Origin of the sequence: Pseudomonas cavernicola (assembly GCF_003596405.1) — a bacterium.
GTDB lineage: Bacteria > Pseudomonadota > Gammaproteobacteria > Pseudomonadales > Pseudomonadaceae > Aquipseudomonas > Aquipseudomonas cavernicola.
This window is the reverse complement of the sequence record NZ_QYUR01000006.1, coordinates 276,078-291,330: the sequence shown is the minus strand read 5'-3', so window position 1 is coordinate 291,330 and position 15,253 is coordinate 276,078. Positions and strand designations below refer to the sequence as shown.

Genomic DNA, 15,253 nt, shown 5'->3' with positions numbered 1-15,253 from the left:
GCTCATGCAAGTTAAACGCTTTTTCGCCGCTGATATGCGTCAAGCCATGAAGTTGGTTCGCGATGAGCTGGGCGCTGATGCGTCCATCATCGGCACCCGTCGGGTTGCCGGTGGGGTAGAGCTGACCGCTGCGCTGGATTACCAGGTGCCGGCCGCGCCGGTGCGGCAGCCGAACCCGGAACTTGAAGTTGAGCTGCGCAAGACCCAATCACGAATTGCCTCGGCTCAGGCGGAACTGGCTACCCGCGTGCACAGCGATGCTGGCAAAGACCGTCAATTGTTCGCCAATGAATCCATCATCGCTCCTGAACTGCCGGCCTCGGTCGTGCGTCATGAGCGGCCGGCACCTGTCGCCGCCGCGCCAGCCATGCCTGCCGTGACGGATCAACATGCTTTGGATGCAATGCGTTTTGAGTTGCACGGGCTGCGCGAGCTGATCGAAGTCCAGCTCGGCTCCATGGCCTGGGGGCAACTACAGAATCGTCGCCCGCAGCAGGCAAATCTGTGGCGTCGGCTGCAACGCATGGGCCTTTCCGCCGAGTTGTCGCGCACGCTGCTGGAGCGTGTCGCCAATGTCGCCGAACCGCGCCAGGCGTGGCGGATGTTGTTAGCGCACCTGGCCCACGCAATCCGTACGCCGCAGGAAGAGCCCCTGGAAGAGGGCGGTGTGATTGCCCTGGTCGGCCCGGCAGGCATGGGTAAAACCACCACCCTGGCCAAGCTGGCAGCCCGCTACGTGCTGAAGTACGGCGCACAGAACATCGCTCTAGTGAGCATGGACAGCTATCGGATTGGCGCACAGGAACAACTGAAGACCCTGGGACGCATTCTCAACGTCTCGGTGACCCAGGAGGATCCGGGCCAGTCGCTGACCCAGGCCCTCGCGCCATTAGCCCGCAAGCGCTTGGTGCTGATCGATACCGCCGGCCTGCCGGGCAACGATCCGGCGCTGCAGATGCAGTTGGAGTCGCTGGCTGGGCGAGGGGTGAAAGCGAGAAATTATCTGGTTCTGGCTGCCACCAGTCAGAGCCAAGTACTCAAGGCGGCTTACCATAGCTACAAGCGCTGCGGATTGTCCGGCTGTATTCTGACCAAGTTGGACGAAGCCACCAGTCTCGGCGAGGTTTTAGGCCTGGCTATAGGCCAACATCTACCGGTAGCCTATCTGGCGGATGGGCCGCGAATTCCGGATGATCTGCACGTGCCACGCAGTCATCAGTTGGTCAGTCGTGCCGTCAGCCTGCAAGCGCCGGAAGAGCCGAGCGAAGATGCCATGGCCGATTTGTTTGCCGGCCTTTACCAAAGCCCGACGCGGCGCGCTGGCTAGGTATGGTAGGCAGACGCAAGAGTTCCCAGGCATAGGATGTGCCTTGTACCGTTCAGGATGACCCGAACGGAACCAGCCAAATGGCTCCAGTCGAAGTTAGAGGTTGTTTTGAAAATCGTCGAGCGAAGGTCAGGCATTTCTAATGCGGCATCACCGATGCGCAGACAATTTCAAAACAGCCTCTTAGACAAGGTGTGTAGATAACATGGGTATGCATCCCGTACAGGTGATCGCGGTGACCGGCGGCAAGGGTGGCGTCGGCAAAACCAATGTGTCGGTGAACCTCTCCCTGGCCCTGGCCGACCTCGGTCGGAGGGTGATGTTGATGGACGCCGACCTCGGTCTGGCAAACGTCGATGTGCTGCTCGGCTTAACGGCGAAGCGCACCTTGGCCGACGTCATCAGTGGCGAGTGCGAACTGCGCGATGTGTTGCTGCAAGGGCCGGGCGGTATTCGCGTAGTGCCGGCAGCCTCGGGCACGCAGAGCATGGTGCACCTCACGCCGATGCAGCATGCCGGGTTGATCCAGGCATTCAGCGAGATCAGTGACAACCTCGACGTGCTGGTGATCGATACCGCCGCCGGGATTGGCGATGCGGTGGTCAGCTTCGTGCGTGCCGCCCAGGAAGTCATAGTGGTCGTGTGCGATGAGCCGACCTCGATCACGGACGCCTACGCGCTGATCAAACTGCTCAATCGCGACCACGGTATGAGCCGTTTTCGCGTGCTGGCCAACATGGCACATAGCCCGCAAGAGGGCCGTAATCTCTTCGCCAAGCTGACCAAAGTGACTGATCGGTTCCTCGACGTGGCGCTGCAGTACGTTGGCGCTGTGCCCTACGATGAGTCAGTCCGCAAGGCTGTGCAGAAACAACGCGCGGTCTACGAAGCTTTCCCGCGCTCGAAGTGCTCGCTGGCGTTCAAAGCGATAGCTCAGAAAGTCGATACCTGGCCATTGCCGGCCAACCCACGCGGGCATCTGGAATTTTTCGTCGAGCGCCTGGTGCAGCAACCGATCGCTGATCCGGCCGTATGACAGCAGCCAATGGACTTCGTATGTACAGCAAGGCACAGGCGCAGGATTCCCAGCACCAGTTGATCGAGCGCTATGCACCGCTGGTCAAACGCATCGCCTACCACTTGCTGGCCCGTTTGCCAGCCGGCGTTCAGGTGGAAGATCTGATCCAGGCCGGCATGATTGGCCTGCTCGAAGCTTCGAAAAAATACGACTCCAGTAAAGGTGCCAGCTTCGAAACCTTTGCCGGGATTCGCATCCGTGGCTCCATGCTGGATGAGGTGCGCAAGGGGGACTGGGCGCCGCGCTCGGTGCACCGCAATAGCCGGATGGTCAGTGACGCGATCAGAAAAATTGAGGCCAGAACAGGCCGAGACGCTAAAGATCAAGAAGTTGCGGCCGAACTCCAATTGAGTCTCGAGGATTACTACGGCATTCTTGGCGACACTTTGGGCAGCCGCTTGTTCAGTTTCGACGACCTGTTACAGGACGGAGAGCATGCCGGTCTGCGTGAAGACGCCGGTATTACCCACGTCGAGCCTTCGCGCGATCTGGAAGATGAACGCTTCCAGTCGGCGCTGGCGGCTGCCATCGCCAACCTGCCGGAGCGCGAGCAGTTGGTGTTGTCGCTGTATTACGACGAAGAACTGAATCTCAAGGAAATTGGCGAAGTGCTGGGGGTCAGCGAGTCGCGGGTCAGCCAGTTACATAGCCAGTGTGCCGCTCGTTTGCGTGCACGCCTGAGCGAGTGGCGCGCGAGCTGAGCGGTACTGCCAGTTTCACGATTGAACGGCGTATTCAGGTGCTGAATACGTTTAGGACTGTACGGAGGTCGACTTGGACAAGAACATGAAAATCCTCATCGTTGACGACTTCTCAACGATGCGACGGATCATCAAGAACCTCTTGCGTGACTTGGGATTCACCAATACCGCTGAGGCCGATGATGGCACCACTGCACTGCCGATGTTGCAAAGCGGCAGCTTCGACTTTCTAGTCACCGACTGGAATATGCCCGGTATGACCGGCATCGATTTGTTGCGCGCGGTGCGGGCTGATGAGCGTTTGAAACAGTTGCCGGTGTTGATGGTGACTGCTGAAGCCAAACGCGACCAAATTATCGAAGCGGCGCAAGCCGGGGTGAATGGTTATGTGGTTAAACCGTTCACGGCCCAAGTGCTGAAAGAAAAGATCGAAAAGATCTTCGAGCGGGTTAACGGCTGATGCCTGCCGTGGGGGCACTATGGAGCATAACGATCTATCAATGGGTGACCTTGAGTCGACCCTGAAGTCCCATGCCCGTGAGCTGGTCGATAGCCTGGAAAAAGGCAATTTCGGCGATGCGGTGCAACTTATCCATGAACTCAACAAGGCACGTGATCGCGGTCTGTACCACGAAGTGGGCAAGCTGACGCGCGAGTTGCACAACGCCATCGTCAATTTTCAGCTCGATCCGCGGGTGCCTTATGCGCAGGAGGTCTCGCAGATCACCGATGCCACCGAGCGGCTGAACTACGTGGTGACGATGACCGAGAAAGCGGCCAATCGCACCATGGACCTGGTCGAACAGAGCGCGCCGCTGGTCAATGATCTGAGTGGCGAAGCACAAAGCCTGAGTGCCGACTGGGGTCGCTTTATGCGCCGCGAACTCGGTGCGGAGGCTTTCCGTGAACTGGCCAAACGTATCGAGTTGTTCCTCGCTCGCAGTGAGCGCGATAACGCCAAATTGTCCGGTCATCTCAACGACATTCTGCTGGCGCAGGACTACCAGGACCTTACCGGTCAGGTGATCAAGCGCGTTACCCAACTGGTCACGGAAGTGGAAAGTAACCTGCTGAAACTGGTGCTGATGGCCAGTCAAGTCGACCGTTTTGCCGGTATCGAACACGACCACGAAGTGTTACGCGCTGAACAAGAACAACAAAAAGAGCCTTCCCGCGGTGAAGGTCCGCAGATTCATGCCGATAAGCGTGAAGACGTCGCATCCAATCAAGACGATGTTGACGATCTGCTATCCAGCCTTGGGTTTTAGGGAGCACCACAATGAGCTTCGGCGCCGATGAAGAGATCCTCCAGGACTTCCTGGTTGAGGCCGGCGAGATTCTTGAGCAGTTATCCGAGCAACTGGTCGAGCTGGAAAGCCGTCCTGATGACTCGAATCTGCTCAATGCCATTTTTCGCGGCTTCCATACCGTCAAAGGTGGCGCCGGTTTCCTCCAGCTGAATGAGCTGGTGGAGTGCTGTCATATCGCCGAGAACGTGTTCGATATCCTGCGTAAGGGCGAGCGGCGCGTCGACTCAGAGCTGATGGACGTTGTCCTGGAAGCGCTGGATGCGGTCAATGGCATGTTTTCTGACGTGCGCGAGCGGGCCGAGCCGACTCCGGCCACACCGGAGTTGCTGGCGGCGTTGGCACGTCTGGCTGAGCCACAGACGGCCCAAGAGCTTGCGACGGTCGGAGTTGCTGCGAAGGTCGTTGCCGTCGCGTCGGCGTCTGGAGACATCACCGACAGTGAGTTCGAGCAGCTGCTGGATGCTCTCAATGAAGAGCCGCAAACCCATGGCGCTGCTGTAGCCGCTGGTGCTGTCGATGAAATTACCGATGACGAATTCGAGTCGCTGCTCGACCAGTTGCATGGCAAGGGCCAATTCGCAGCTGTGCCGGCTACCGCAGTTGTAGAAGCGCCTAGCGCAGTAGCCGCGGCCAAAGTTGCAGTCGCTGCCGGCGCCGGTGACGAGATTACCGACGACGAATTCGAAGCGCTGCTCGATCAGTTGCATGGCAAAGGCAAGTTCGTTGAGCCGGCCAGCAAGGCCAATACTGCTAGCGCACCAGCCGAGCCGGTCGCCACTCCAGCCGCGGGTGCTGGCGACACTATTACGGACGACGAATTTGAAGCCTTGCTGGATCAGTTGCACGGCCAAGGCAAATTCGTTGAGCCCGCCGCACATACACCTGTAGCTCCGCTCACCCCAGCCAAACCGGTAGCGCCGAGCAAGCCCGCGGTGAAAGCCGCAGTTAAGGCTGAACCCGACAAAGCCGCTGCGGCGGTTGCTGCCGAGAAAGCTACACCGGCCAGTGAAGCGGAAACCACGGTGCGAGTGGATACCGCACGCCTGGACGAGATCATGAATATGGTCGGCGAACTGGTACTGGTGCGTAACCGGCTAGTACGCCTGGGGTTGAACAGCGGCGATGAAAACATGGCCAAGGCTGTGTCCAATCTCGACGTGGTGACTGCCGATTTGCAGACCGCAGTGATGAAGACGCGGATGCAGCCAATCAAGAAAGTCTTCGGGCGTTTCCCACGTCTGGTGCGCGATTTGGCCCGCAGCCTGAAGAAAGAAATCAACTTGGAACTGGTGGGTGAGGAAACCGACCTCGACAAGAATCTGGTCGAGGCGCTGGCTGATCCGCTGGTGCACTTGGTGCGCAACTCCGTCGACCATGGCATCGAGTCACCCGAGCAACGTGAGGTCAATGGCAAGAGTCGTGGCGGCAAAATCGTGTTGGCGGCCCAGCAGGAAGGCGACCATATCCTGTTGTCGATCTCCGACGATGGCAATGGCATGGACCCGGATGTACTGCGCGCCAAGGCGGTTGAAAAGGGTGTGCTGGACAAAGATGCCGCGGAGCGCCTGAGTGAGGCCGAGTGCTACAACTTGATCTTCGCGCCGGGCTTCTCGACCAAGACTGAGATTTCCGATGTGTCCGGCCGTGGCGTTGGCATGGATGTGGTGAAAACCAAGATTTCCCAGCTCAACGGCATCATCAGTATCTACTCGGCCAAAGGCCAGGGCACCAAGATAGTCATCAAGGTGCCGCTGACCTTGGCGATCATGCCGACGCTGATGGTGATGCTGGGCAACCAGGCCTTTGCCTTCCCGCTGGTCAACGTCAACGAGATCTTCCATCTCGACCTGTCGCGCACCAATGTGGTGGATGGGCAGGAAGTGGTGATCGTCCGCGACAAGGCACTGCCGCTGTTCTACCTCAAGCGCTGGCTGATCAGTGGGGCGGTTCACGAGGAGCAGCGCGAGGGGCACGTGGTGATTCTCTCGGTGGGCACCCAACGCATCGGTTTTGTCGTCGACCAGTTGGTCGGTCAGGAAGAAGTGGTGATCAAGCCGCTCGGCAAAATGCTGCAAGGCACTCCTGGCATGTCCGGCGCGACCATTACCGGTGACGGGCGGATTGCGCTGATTCTTGACGTACCCAGCATGCTCAAGCGTTATGCGCGGCGCATGTGATTTTTTGCTGGTCTGGCCGGTTTGGCTCGGCGCTTGTTAGGAGTGGTTATGGTAGTTAAGGTCCTGGTGGTGGACGACTCGGGTTTCTTCCGCCGGCGTGTCTCGGAGATTCTTTCCGCCGACCCGAATATCCAGGTGATCGGCACTGCCACCAATGGCCGTGAGGCGATCGACCAGGCGCTCGCGCTGAAGCCGGACGTCATCACCATGGACTACGAGATGCCGATGATGGACGGCATCACTGCGGTGCGGCACATCATGCAGCGCTGCCCGACGCCGGTGTTGATGTTCTCCTCGCTGACCCACGAAGGCGCTCGCGTGACGCTGGATGCGCTGGATGCCGGGGCCGTGGATTTTCTGCCGAAGAATTTTGAAGATATTTCGCGCAACCCGGAGAAGGTTAAGCAATTGCTCTGCGAGAAGGTGCACAGCATCGCCCGCAGTAACCGCCGTTACAGCAATTACACGGCGTCGTCCGTAGCGTCATCGGCGCCAAACCCTGCAACGGTGCCTGCCATTCGCCCCGATAGCCTGGCGCGTGCTGCCGTGCCGGCGGCCTCCAGCAGTGCATCGGTGGCCAGCGCTGCACCCAAGCGCAAAGCCTATAAACTTCTGGCTATTGGCACTTCGACAGGGGGGCCAGTGGCATTGCAGCGGGTGCTGACGCAGCTGCCGGCCAACTTTCCGGCTCCGATAGTTCTCATCCAGCACATGCCGGCCGCGTTCACTAAAGCTTTTGCCGAGCGCCTGGATAAGCTCTGCCGCATCAACGTCAAAGAAGCCGAGGATGGCGATTTGTTGCGCCCCGGCCTGGCCCTGTTGGCGCCTGGCGGCAAGCAGATGATGATCGACGGGCGTGGCGCGGTAAAAATTCTGCCGGGCGATGAGCGTCTGAACTACCGGCCCTGCGTGGACATCACCTTCGGTTCGGCGGCTAAATCGTTTCATGACAAGGTGCTGGCCGTGGTGCTCACCGGCATGGGGGCGGATGGCCGGGAAGGCGCGCGCTTGCTGAAGCAAGGTGGCAGTCAGGTGTGGGCGCAGGACGAAGCGAGTTGCGTGATTTACGGCATGCCCATGGCGATCGTGAAGGCCGATCTGGCGGACGCCATTTACGGTCTCGACGATATTGGCCGGCATTTGGTCGAGGCCTGTTTGTAATGTGGGGCTGCCTGTAATGGATGTATTGAGCCTTATCGGGGTCATTCTGGCGTTTGTCGCCATTCTTGGTGGCAATTACCTCGAGGGCGGGCATGTCGGTGCCCTGTTGAACGGTCCGGCGGCTTTGATCGTGATTGGCGGCACCTTGGGTGCGGCATTTCTCCAGGCTCCGATGAGCGTGTTCAAGCGTGCGCTGGTAGTGCTGCGCTGGATCTTTTTTCCGCCGCGCGTGGACTTGGCTGGTGGCATCAACCGGGTGGTGGGTTGGAGCATGACGGCGCGTAAAGAGGGTCTGCTTGGGCTTGAGGCTGTGGCGGATGCAGAGCCCGATCCTTACGCGCGCAAAGGCCTGCAACTGCTGGTCGATGGGGCTGAGCCGGAGGCTATTCGCAGCATTCTCGAAGTCGATCTTTACACTCAGGAAGGACGGGATATTCAAGCCGCCAAGGTGTTCGAGAGCATGGGTGGTTACGCTCCCACCATCGGTATCATCGGCGCGGTGATGGGTCTGATTCATGTCATGGGTAACCTGGCCGACCCGAGCATGCTCGGCAGTGGTATCGCCGTGGCTTTCGTCGCCACCATCTACGGTGTGGGTTTCGCTAACCTGCTGTTGTTGCCGATTGGCAACAAGCTCAAAGCCATCGCCCTGCGCCAATCGCGTTACCGCGAAATGCTCCTGGAGGGGATTCTCTCGATCGCCGAAGGTGAGAACCCGCGCTCCATTGAACTGAAGCTGCAAGGCTTCATGGACTGAAGGCTCTGCCTAATATGACCCGTCGGCGTCATCATGAAGAGCATGAAAATCACGAGCGTTGGCTGGTTTCCTACGCCGATTTCATCACGTTGCTGTTCGCCTTTTTTGTGGTGATGTACTCGATCTCTTCGATCAATGAAGGCAAGTACAAGATCCTCTCCGATACCCTGGTTGGGGTGTTCAATCAGCCCGATCGTGCCATCAAGCCCATCCCGGTGGGCGAGGAGCGGCCGTTGACCACCGAGCCCGAGCGTATGCAGGACGAAGACAATGCGCGTGACCAGGATCCCAGCAAGGCGCTGCAAGAAATCACTGACAGCGTGCGTGCCGCCTTCGGCGAGTTGATCAAGGCCGAACAGCTGACGGTGCGCGGGAATGAGTTGTGGGTTGAGATCGAGCTGAATTCCAGTTTGTTGTTCACCAGCGGGGATGCCATTCCCAACGACGCGGCGTTCACCCTCATCGAGAAGGTTTCCAAAATTCTGGCGCCCTATGAAAACCCCGTACACGTCGAAGGGTTCACGGACAATCTGCCGATTAAAACCGCGCAGTTTCCGACCAACTGGGAGCTGTCATCGGCGCGGGCGGCCAGCATCGTGCGGATGCTGGCGATGGATGGACTCAATCCCGCGCGTTTAGCGGCAGTGGGTTATGGTGAGTTCCAGCCGATTGCGGACAATGCCTCGGCGGATGGGCGTGCCCGTAACCGTCGAGTGGTGCTGGTGATCTCGCGCAACCTCGATGTGCGCCGCAGCGTCAGTGCGGTGGGCAGTGCCCATGCCAAACCAGATAGCGCTCTGCAGCGGGCTGGCATGCAACCTGCACCGACGCCTGCAGCACAGGTTTCCGCAGCGGGTGCCGTCAATTCCCCGTCGCCAGCTCTATAAAAAGGGCGGCGCTAGTTCTCGGCAAGCCTCGAGTTGTGCCGGGAGGACGAAGAACATGAAAGTCTGGGCAGTAGCCAATCAAAAAGGTGGCGTCGGTAAAACCACCACCAGCATCGCACTGGCAGGTCTGTTGGCGGATGCCGGCAAGCGGGTGTTGGTGGTCGATCTCGACCCCCATGGTTCGATGACCAGTTATTTTGGGCATGACCCCGATACCCTGGAGCACAGTGCTTTCGATCTATTCCTGCATCAGGGCAATGTGCCGCAAGGCTTGCCCGGGCAGTTGCTGCTGCCGACCAGCAACCAGGCTATTGCGCTGCTGCCTTCAAGTACCGCGCTGGCGACGCTGGAGCGTCAGTCACCAGGCCAAAGTGGTTTGGGCTTGGTGATAGCCAAGAGTCTGGCGCAACTGGGGCAGGAGTTTGATTACGCGATAATCGACAGCCCGCCGCTGCTCGGTGTGCTGATGGTGAATGCGCTGGCCGCCAGTCACCAGTTGGCCATTCCGGTGCAGACCGAGTTCCTCGCGGTAAAGGGCTTGGAGCGGATGGTGAGTACCTTGGCGATGATCAACCGTTCGCGCAAACAGGAGTTGCCTTATAGCATCGTGCCGACCCTGTTTGATCGGCGTACCCAGGCCTCGCTGAGTACCCTGCGAGCCTTGCGCAATGCCTACCCTGAGCACCTCTGGCCGGCTTATATCCCGGTGGATACGCGCCTGCGCGATGCCAGTCGTGCCGGGCTGACGCCGTCGCAGTTCGACGACAAGAGCCGTGGCGTGTTGGCTTACCGGGCCTTGCTCAAGCACCTGCTGGCCCAGCAGCCAGCGGCGCAGGTAGCCTGAGATGCAGGTTTTTGCTGACGAGCGTCGCTCAAGTCTGCCGCTAGGTCGGCCGATAGCTTGTACAGATTACTTATGCGGGTTCCCTCTATGAGCCGTTCCGTCGCTACCGCTACGCGTCCCCAACTGGCTTTGCAGTCCTATCTGGATAGCTTGCTGCAGGAAGCGGCTGTCGAATTGGCTGACGCGGTCAGCCTCGACGAGTTCGAGGCCGCGGTGCTCGAAGAGCAAGTGCGCGATGCGCGTCAGGTTCCGCCTTCACCGCCGGTAGCCCTGGCTGAGCGGCCGCCACAGCTGCCGTCTGCTATCGTGCCACAGCCGGTGGCAACGCCAGCGCTGCTGATTGAACCGGTGGTCGAGGTGCATCTACCTGAACCGGTCAAAAATGCGCCGACAGCGTTGCAACTTGACGGGCGCCCGAGCTGGGCCGAGGAGCCGTTCGAATGCCTGCTGTTTGATGTCGCAGGTCTGACCTTGGCGGTGCCGTTGGTGTGTCTGGGGTCGATCTACCCTCTGGCTGGCCAAGAGTTGACACCTTTATTCGGTCAGCCGGATTGGTTTCTCGGCATACTGCCGTGCCAGGCTGGCAACCTGAAGGTGCTGGATACCGCCCGCTGGGTGATGCCGGATCGCTACCGTGACGATTTCCGGCAGGGCTTGCAGTACGTAATCTCGGTGCAGGGCTATGAATGGGGGTTGGCCGTGCATCAAGTCAGCCGCTCGATCCGTCTTGATCCGGACGAGATCAAATGGCGCAGTCAGCGTAGCCAGCGGCCTTGGTTGGCCGGTACGGTGATCGAGCATATGTGCGCGTTGCTGGATGTCTCGGTGCTCGCCGAGTTGATTGCCAGTGGCGCCACCAAGCGCATGGCCAATGGACAAGTGCATTAATTAAACGATGGAGTAGTCTCGCCGCGTGCGGGGCTTTAGAGAAACGACAGCGGGGTACACCCGCGCGCCGCGACGAGCGGTTCTGACGAGGCTGGGGATATGAAGAAAACGTCTGCACAAGGTTCCGAAGATCCCATTCTGCAGTGGGTGACCTTCCGTCTGGATAACGAGACTTATGGCATCAACGTGATGCAGGTCCAGGAAGTGCTGCGCTACACCGAGATTGCTCCGGTACCGGGCGCGCCGAGCTATGTGCTGGGTATCATCAACCTGCGTGGCAATGTAGTGACGGTGATCGATACCCGTCAGCGTTTTGGTCTGGACTCTGCGGCGGTGACCGATAACACCCGCATCGTCATTATCGAGGCGGATAAGCAAGTGGTCGGCATCATGGTCGATAGCGTTGCCGAAGTGGTGTATCTGCGTCAGTCCGAGGTGGAAACTGCGCCTAACGTCGGTAACGACGAGTCGGCCAAGTTCATTCAGGGCGTCTGCAACAAGAACGGCGAACTGCTGATTCTGGTTGAGCTGGACAAGATGATGTCCGAGGAAGAATGGTCCGAGCTGGAGAGTATCTGACTCATGCTGGAAATCGCGCTGATTGTGCTGGCCCTTGTCTGTGTGGCGCTTGCTGGTGCCTGCTTTCGTTTGGCTGGCAAACAGCGCGAGTACGCCAGGCAGGCGCTGCTGCAAGCCGAGCGCGATGCCGGGCGGGATCAGCGCATCAAGGAGCTGAGCAAGCGCCTGGATGCTTACCTGACCGGTAGCATCCGCATGGGCGAAGAGCTGCACGAGTTGCGCCGCATCGTGGCGCCGCTACCGGACAAGTTGACTCAGATGGAGCAGCGCGACCCCAGCAGTCTGTCTTTCACCCAGGCTGCCCGGTTGGTCGGTTTGGGGGCCAGCGTCGATGACCTGACGCAGTCCTGTGGGCTGAGCAGGGCGGAAGCCGAGTTGGTCAGCAAGTTGCATCAATCCAAGCGCTAGCAGTTCTACTTAACAGGCCGTTAAAAAACTACTGCGTTTGGCTATGCAACGTTGAAGTCAGCCTCACAAAAGCGAAGCGTTGAACGCGTTTCAACGCGGCCAAAAAGGAGTGAGCGAAGCGAATAAAATGCTCATTTACAGCTGGTAAAGTCGGCTCGGGCATCCTGCTTCGCTCCAACTCCTGCAACCATGCAGTCGTGCGCTTTTTCGGCTGATTGACTTGCTACGCTCGCCGTGCGGGCCAGTCGCCGGCTGTTACTCCGCTTCGCTACGTTGCACCTTGTGACCCACATGGACGTGGGGAATGTCGCTACCCGTAGGGAACGGGTGCGGCCCTAGCCGTCGCTCGCTACTTTTTTCAACGGCGAGTTAATCTGTGCAATTGCACGGACTTGAACACTCAATTGCATCGGACATGAACACCCAATTGCATTCCCACTGGACAGCAGTTGCGTCACTTGCACATGCGAGCACCAAAACTACCTTTACGCGCCCCTTGCGCATAGATAGAGCGCGTAGCCTTGTCCAGGTGACCACCTTGGCGCACAAAATTCACCGCCTCCTTGTTACGACGGCTGCGCATCCAGTCGATCCATTGAAGCAGTTCAAGGGTAACCGCTCCATAAACCCTACCTTTTAGAAGGAGGGTTTTATGTTTACCGTGGCATCTCTGGCGTGCAGTTCCACGGCAGCAGAGCTTCGAAGTCTTCTAGCGACGAAGCCTGCGGCAAGCGTTCAAGTACGTGGCGCAGCCACGTATACGGCTCTTGACCGTTGGCTTTGGCGGTTTCGACCAGGCTGTAAAGTTGAGCGCTGGCCGTCGCGCCCTTGGGCGTGTCGCTGAACAGCCAGTTTTTACGCCCAATGACGAAGGGCCGTATGGCCCGCTCGGCAGCGTTATTGTCTATGGGCAGGAAGCCGGCCTCAACGTAGCGCTCAAGTTTGCTCCAGTTGCTGGCCAGATAACCCACGGCTTTGCCCAAGGCATTTTGCGTCGTGACCTGCGGCTGGGTTTTCTCCAGCCAGCTTTTCAGTTGCTCCAGGACCGGTAGGCTGTGTTGCTGACGACCGGCCAAGCGCTGTTCGTCACTGACCTCCTTGAGGTCGCGTTCGATGCCGTACAACTTGTTGATCAGGTTCAGCGCGATATCGGCCCGGCCGGTCTTGCCCTTGGGCTGCACTTTCTGCGCGTCGACAAACTTGCGGCGAGCGTGAGCCCAGCAGCCCAAACGCTCTATACCCGGTTGTGCGCCCAGCGTGTTATAGCCAGCGTAATCGTCGGTCATTAAATAGCCGCGATAACCTTCGAGCAGGCGCGACGGTACCGCCTGCGCTCGGCTGGTCGAGTAGTCAAAAAGGATCACCGGACGTTCCGGCGGGCCACTGGCTTGCACCCACATCCAGGATTGACTGGTCGGGTCTCGATCCGGCTCTTTAAGCACCTGAACCCGGGTTTCATCGCAGTGGATCACCGGGCTTTCCAGCAACTGATCGCGCATCAGATTAAGCAGCGGTTGCAGGTGTTCGCCACATTGGATCACCCAGCGTGCCAGGGTTTGTCTCGGAATATCGACCCCATGTCGACTCAGCACTTTTTCGAACCGGTGCAGCGGTAACCCGTCGACGTATTTGGTGGTCAGTAGCATCGCCAAGACACTCGGACTGGCCATACTTTTTTCAATTAATTGCGCCGGTTTGTCGGCAGTCACCGGTGCAGTTTCGCAGTCGCGGCAGGCATAAACCTTGCGGATGTGTTTGATCACGCGGATCTGCATCGGCACGATTTCGAGCTGTTCGCTGACTTCTTCGCCAATGGCGTGCTTGCGGCAACCACAGGTGCAGGTCAGTTCATGCTCGGGCAATTGGTGGATGACTTCGATGCGGGGCAGATCGGCAGGCAGTGGTTTGCGCTTGCCACGGCGTTTGGTCGGGGCAACAACTTCCTCTTCGCCAGTCTCGTCAGTGGCCGGGATGGCAACACTCTCCGCTTCGTTGAAAAGGGCCAACTGCGGAGTGCCTGGTTCAACTGACTGTTCGGATTTGCGACCGAACAAGCGCTGGCGAAGCAACTTGATCTGCTCTTTCAGATCGACGATTTGAACTTGAAAAGCCTGAGCAACTTCTTCCTGACGGCCAAGTGCTTCAAGCAGCATTTGCTTGAGCATTGAGGGGTCATCGGGGAGGTTTTCGGGCATCAATTTCATGCCCGGATTATACCCAGCTACGCGACAAATCTCGGTGTCAAAACCTGATGCGGACGGTTGCGCCACAGGTCGAAACCATCCAATAACCAATTCAATTCCTGAGCCGTGAGCACGATGGCTTCCTCGCTGGGCTCGGGCGATGTTTTGAAACGTTCGGACTCCAGGCGCTTGAGCCAAAGACAAAAGCCGTTACGCTCCCAATACAAAATCTTCACTCGATTTCGGGACTTGTTGAGGAAGACAAACAACACCGGATCGAACACGGCCGCCTTGATATCCAGTTCGACCAGGGCGGTCAGGCCATCGATGGATTTTCGGAAATCCACCGGCTTGGGGTAGAGGTAGACTTTTTCGACTTTGGCGTCGGGACGCATCATGAGGGGCTGGCTCCAGAAAGAGATCGGGAGCTCAGCATCGGGATTCAGTTGGCGATTTTGAATGTGAGGTCTGTGGATCGCTTACGTTCAAGGTGTCCTTGCTCTTCGATTAATAACAAAAATTGCCCACGCCAGCGCGTACTGGCCCCCATGCCAAGCCCTGAGCGTCGCTTAAGGTCCGGGATACTTTGGCCATCCATCACCCCTTCAACAAAATCGACCCAGAGTTCGGGATGGAGCATCCCTGATAACGGTGTACCCGCCAGAAGGGAAAAGCTGGTTATACAACGCTGGCACTTAAACTTCGGCCGAGCGCCCTTGAAACGATAAGTCGGCGTACCACCACACTTCGGACACGTCGCGTGCTGCGCGCTCAGCGTCGTCTCGATCCAGGTGATGACCGCCTGCTGTTGTGCCGCAATATGCTCAGCCGGCTGCAAGTTTTCACGGTCATGGTGTGTCGTCCACCACTGGTGCAGATCGGGAAACTCGTCCGCCATCACCTCTCTGACTGCCTGCCCCCAGCTAAAATAGGCTTTGTGGTTGATCTTCAAA

Annotated in this window: 17 protein-coding genes; 13 read left to right on the top strand and 4 right to left on the bottom strand. The window is 58.6% G+C overall.

Annotated features, from left to right (window positions below; genetic code table 11):
• Positions 1 to 4: 4 nt before the first annotated feature.
• From flhF to D3879_RS17360, 13 genes are all read left to right on the top strand, one after another.
• Entirely contained in the window at positions 5 to 1,327 is a 1,323-nt protein-coding gene (gene flhF / locus D3879_RS17420) for a flagellar biosynthesis GTPase FlhF (protein ID WP_119955527.1), read from the top strand.
• A gap of 205 nt (positions 1,328 to 1,532) precedes the next feature.
• A complete protein-coding gene (fleN, locus tag D3879_RS17415; protein ID WP_177412454.1) occupies positions 1,533 to 2,363 on the top strand; it encodes a flagellar synthesis regulator FleN in 831 nt (276 codons plus the stop codon).
• On the top strand, positions 2,360 to 3,106 hold the full coding sequence (gene fliA / locus D3879_RS17410; protein WP_177412453.1) for an RNA polymerase sigma factor FliA: 747 nt from the start codon (positions 2,360 to 2,362) through the stop codon (positions 3,104 to 3,106). Before fleN ends, fliA begins: the two co-directional genes overlap by 4 nt.
• A gap of 85 nt (positions 3,107 to 3,191) precedes the next feature.
• Entirely contained in the window at positions 3,192 to 3,566 is a 375-nt protein-coding gene (locus D3879_RS17405; protein WP_177345177.1) for a chemotaxis response regulator CheY, read from the top strand.
• Between the two features lie 19 nt (positions 3,567 to 3,585).
• Positions 3,586 to 4,374: a protein phosphatase CheZ gene (locus tag D3879_RS17400; RefSeq protein WP_119955525.1), complete on the top strand. Its 789-nt coding sequence runs from the start codon at positions 3,586 to 3,588 to the stop codon at positions 4,372 to 4,374.
• Positions 4,375 to 4,385: 11 nt separating this feature from the next.
• Complete coding sequence (locus D3879_RS17395; RefSeq protein ID WP_119955524.1) at positions 4,386 to 6,593, top strand: chemotaxis protein CheA; 2,208 nt, start codon at positions 4,386 to 4,388, stop codon at positions 6,591 to 6,593.
• A 48-nt stretch (positions 6,594 to 6,641) separates the two neighbouring features.
• Positions 6,642 to 7,754, top strand: coding sequence for a protein-glutamate methylesterase/protein-glutamine glutaminase (locus D3879_RS17390; RefSeq protein WP_119955523.1), 1,113 nt, complete (start codon positions 6,642 to 6,644; stop codon positions 7,752 to 7,754).
• 16 nt (positions 7,755 to 7,770) lie between these two features.
• Entirely contained in the window at positions 7,771 to 8,511 is a 741-nt protein-coding gene (locus D3879_RS17385; protein ID WP_119955522.1) for a flagellar motor protein, read from the top strand.
• Between the two features lie 14 nt (positions 8,512 to 8,525).
• A complete protein-coding gene (motD, locus tag D3879_RS17380; RefSeq protein WP_119955521.1) occupies positions 8,526 to 9,398 on the top strand; it encodes a flagellar motor protein MotD in 873 nt (290 codons plus the stop codon).
• Between the two features lie 55 nt (positions 9,399 to 9,453).
• On the top strand, positions 9,454 to 10,242 hold the full coding sequence (locus tag D3879_RS17375) for a ParA family protein (protein WP_119955520.1): 789 nt from the start codon (positions 9,454 to 9,456) through the stop codon (positions 10,240 to 10,242).
• Between the two features lie 87 nt (positions 10,243 to 10,329).
• Complete coding sequence (locus D3879_RS17370; RefSeq protein WP_119955519.1) at positions 10,330 to 11,130, top strand: CheW domain-containing protein; 801 nt, start codon at positions 10,330 to 10,332, stop codon at positions 11,128 to 11,130.
• Positions 11,131 to 11,229: 99 nt separating this feature from the next.
• Positions 11,230 to 11,709, top strand: a complete 480-nt coding sequence (locus D3879_RS17365) for a chemotaxis protein CheW (RefSeq protein ID WP_119955518.1) — start codon at positions 11,230 to 11,232, stop codon at positions 11,707 to 11,709.
• Between the two features lie 3 nt (positions 11,710 to 11,712).
• Positions 11,713 to 12,117: a DUF2802 domain-containing protein gene (locus D3879_RS17360; RefSeq protein ID WP_119955517.1), complete on the top strand. Its 405-nt coding sequence runs from the start codon at positions 11,713 to 11,715 to the stop codon at positions 12,115 to 12,117.
• Positions 12,118 to 12,571: 454 nt separating this feature from the next.
• Here D3879_RS17360 and D3879_RS27540 read toward each other — a convergent pair whose 3' ends face one another.
• The 4 genes from D3879_RS27540 to D3879_RS17345 all read right to left on the bottom strand — a co-directional run bounded on the left by D3879_RS27540 (position 12,572) and on the right by D3879_RS17345 (position 15,252).
• Positions 12,572 to 12,700 carry a hypothetical protein gene (locus D3879_RS27540; protein WP_274381391.1) on the bottom strand — a complete coding sequence of 43 codons (129 nt, stop codon included), beginning with the start codon at positions 12,698 to 12,700 and terminating at the stop codon, positions 12,572 to 12,574.
• A 73-nt stretch (positions 12,701 to 12,773) separates the two neighbouring features.
• The gene (gene tnpC, locus D3879_RS17355) at positions 12,774 to 14,321 is read right to left on the bottom strand and encodes an IS66 family transposase (RefSeq protein WP_119955516.1); all 1,548 of its coding nucleotides are present in this window, start codon (positions 14,319 to 14,321) and stop codon (positions 12,774 to 12,776) included.
• Between the two features lie 17 nt (positions 14,322 to 14,338).
• Positions 14,339 to 14,698: an IS66 family insertion sequence element accessory protein TnpB gene (tnpB, locus tag D3879_RS17350; RefSeq protein ID WP_238474278.1), complete on the bottom strand. Its 360-nt coding sequence runs from the start codon at positions 14,696 to 14,698 to the stop codon at positions 14,339 to 14,341.
• 44 nt (positions 14,699 to 14,742) lie between these two features.
• A complete protein-coding gene (locus D3879_RS17345) occupies positions 14,743 to 15,252 on the bottom strand; it encodes an IS1 family transposase (RefSeq protein WP_147411182.1) in 510 nt (169 codons plus the stop codon).
• Position 15,253 lies beyond the last annotated feature (1 nt).

What these genes read in the sequence shown, in the direction of transcription:
- D3879_RS17385 (WP_119955522.1), top strand. Translation starts at nt 7,771, where the DNA reads ATGGATGTATTGAGCCTTATCGGGGTCATTCTGGCGTTTGTCGCCATT.
- D3879_RS17405 (WP_177345177.1), top strand. Translation starts at nt 3,192, where the DNA reads ATGAAAATCCTCATCGTTGACGACTTCTCAACGATGCGACGGATCATC.
- tnpB (WP_238474278.1), bottom strand. Translation starts at nt 14,698, where the DNA reads ATGATGCGTCCCGACGCCAAAGTCGAAAAAGTCTACCTCTACCCCAAG.
- motD (WP_119955521.1), top strand. Translation starts at nt 8,526, where the DNA reads ATGACCCGTCGGCGTCATCATGAAGAGCATGAAAATCACGAGCGTTGG.
- D3879_RS17400 (WP_119955525.1), top strand. Translation starts at nt 3,586, where the DNA reads ATGGAGCATAACGATCTATCAATGGGTGACCTTGAGTCGACCCTGAAG.
- D3879_RS17395 (WP_119955524.1), top strand. Translation starts at nt 4,386, where the DNA reads ATGAGCTTCGGCGCCGATGAAGAGATCCTCCAGGACTTCCTGGTTGAG.
- D3879_RS17390 (WP_119955523.1), top strand. Translation starts at nt 6,642, where the DNA reads ATGGTAGTTAAGGTCCTGGTGGTGGACGACTCGGGTTTCTTCCGCCGG.
- tnpC (WP_119955516.1), bottom strand. Translation starts at nt 14,321, where the DNA reads ATGAAATTGATGCCCGAAAACCTCCCCGATGACCCCTCAATGCTCAAG.
- fleN (WP_177412454.1), top strand. Translation starts at nt 1,533, where the DNA reads ATGGGTATGCATCCCGTACAGGTGATCGCGGTGACCGGCGGCAAGGGT.
- D3879_RS17360 (WP_119955517.1), top strand. Translation starts at nt 11,713, where the DNA reads ATGCTGGAAATCGCGCTGATTGTGCTGGCCCTTGTCTGTGTGGCGCTT.
- flhF (WP_119955527.1), top strand. Translation starts at nt 5, where the DNA reads ATGCAAGTTAAACGCTTTTTCGCCGCTGATATGCGTCAAGCCATGAAG.
- D3879_RS27540 (WP_274381391.1), bottom strand. Translation starts at nt 12,700, where the DNA reads ATGCGCAGCCGTCGTAACAAGGAGGCGGTGAATTTTGTGCGCCAAGGT.
- D3879_RS17365 (WP_119955518.1), top strand. Translation starts at nt 11,230, where the DNA reads ATGAAGAAAACGTCTGCACAAGGTTCCGAAGATCCCATTCTGCAGTGG.
- D3879_RS17375 (WP_119955520.1), top strand. Translation starts at nt 9,454, where the DNA reads ATGAAAGTCTGGGCAGTAGCCAATCAAAAAGGTGGCGTCGGTAAAACC.
- D3879_RS17370 (WP_119955519.1), top strand. Translation starts at nt 10,330, where the DNA reads ATGAGCCGTTCCGTCGCTACCGCTACGCGTCCCCAACTGGCTTTGCAG.
- fliA (WP_177412453.1), top strand. Translation starts at nt 2,360, where the DNA reads ATGACAGCAGCCAATGGACTTCGTATGTACAGCAAGGCACAGGCGCAG.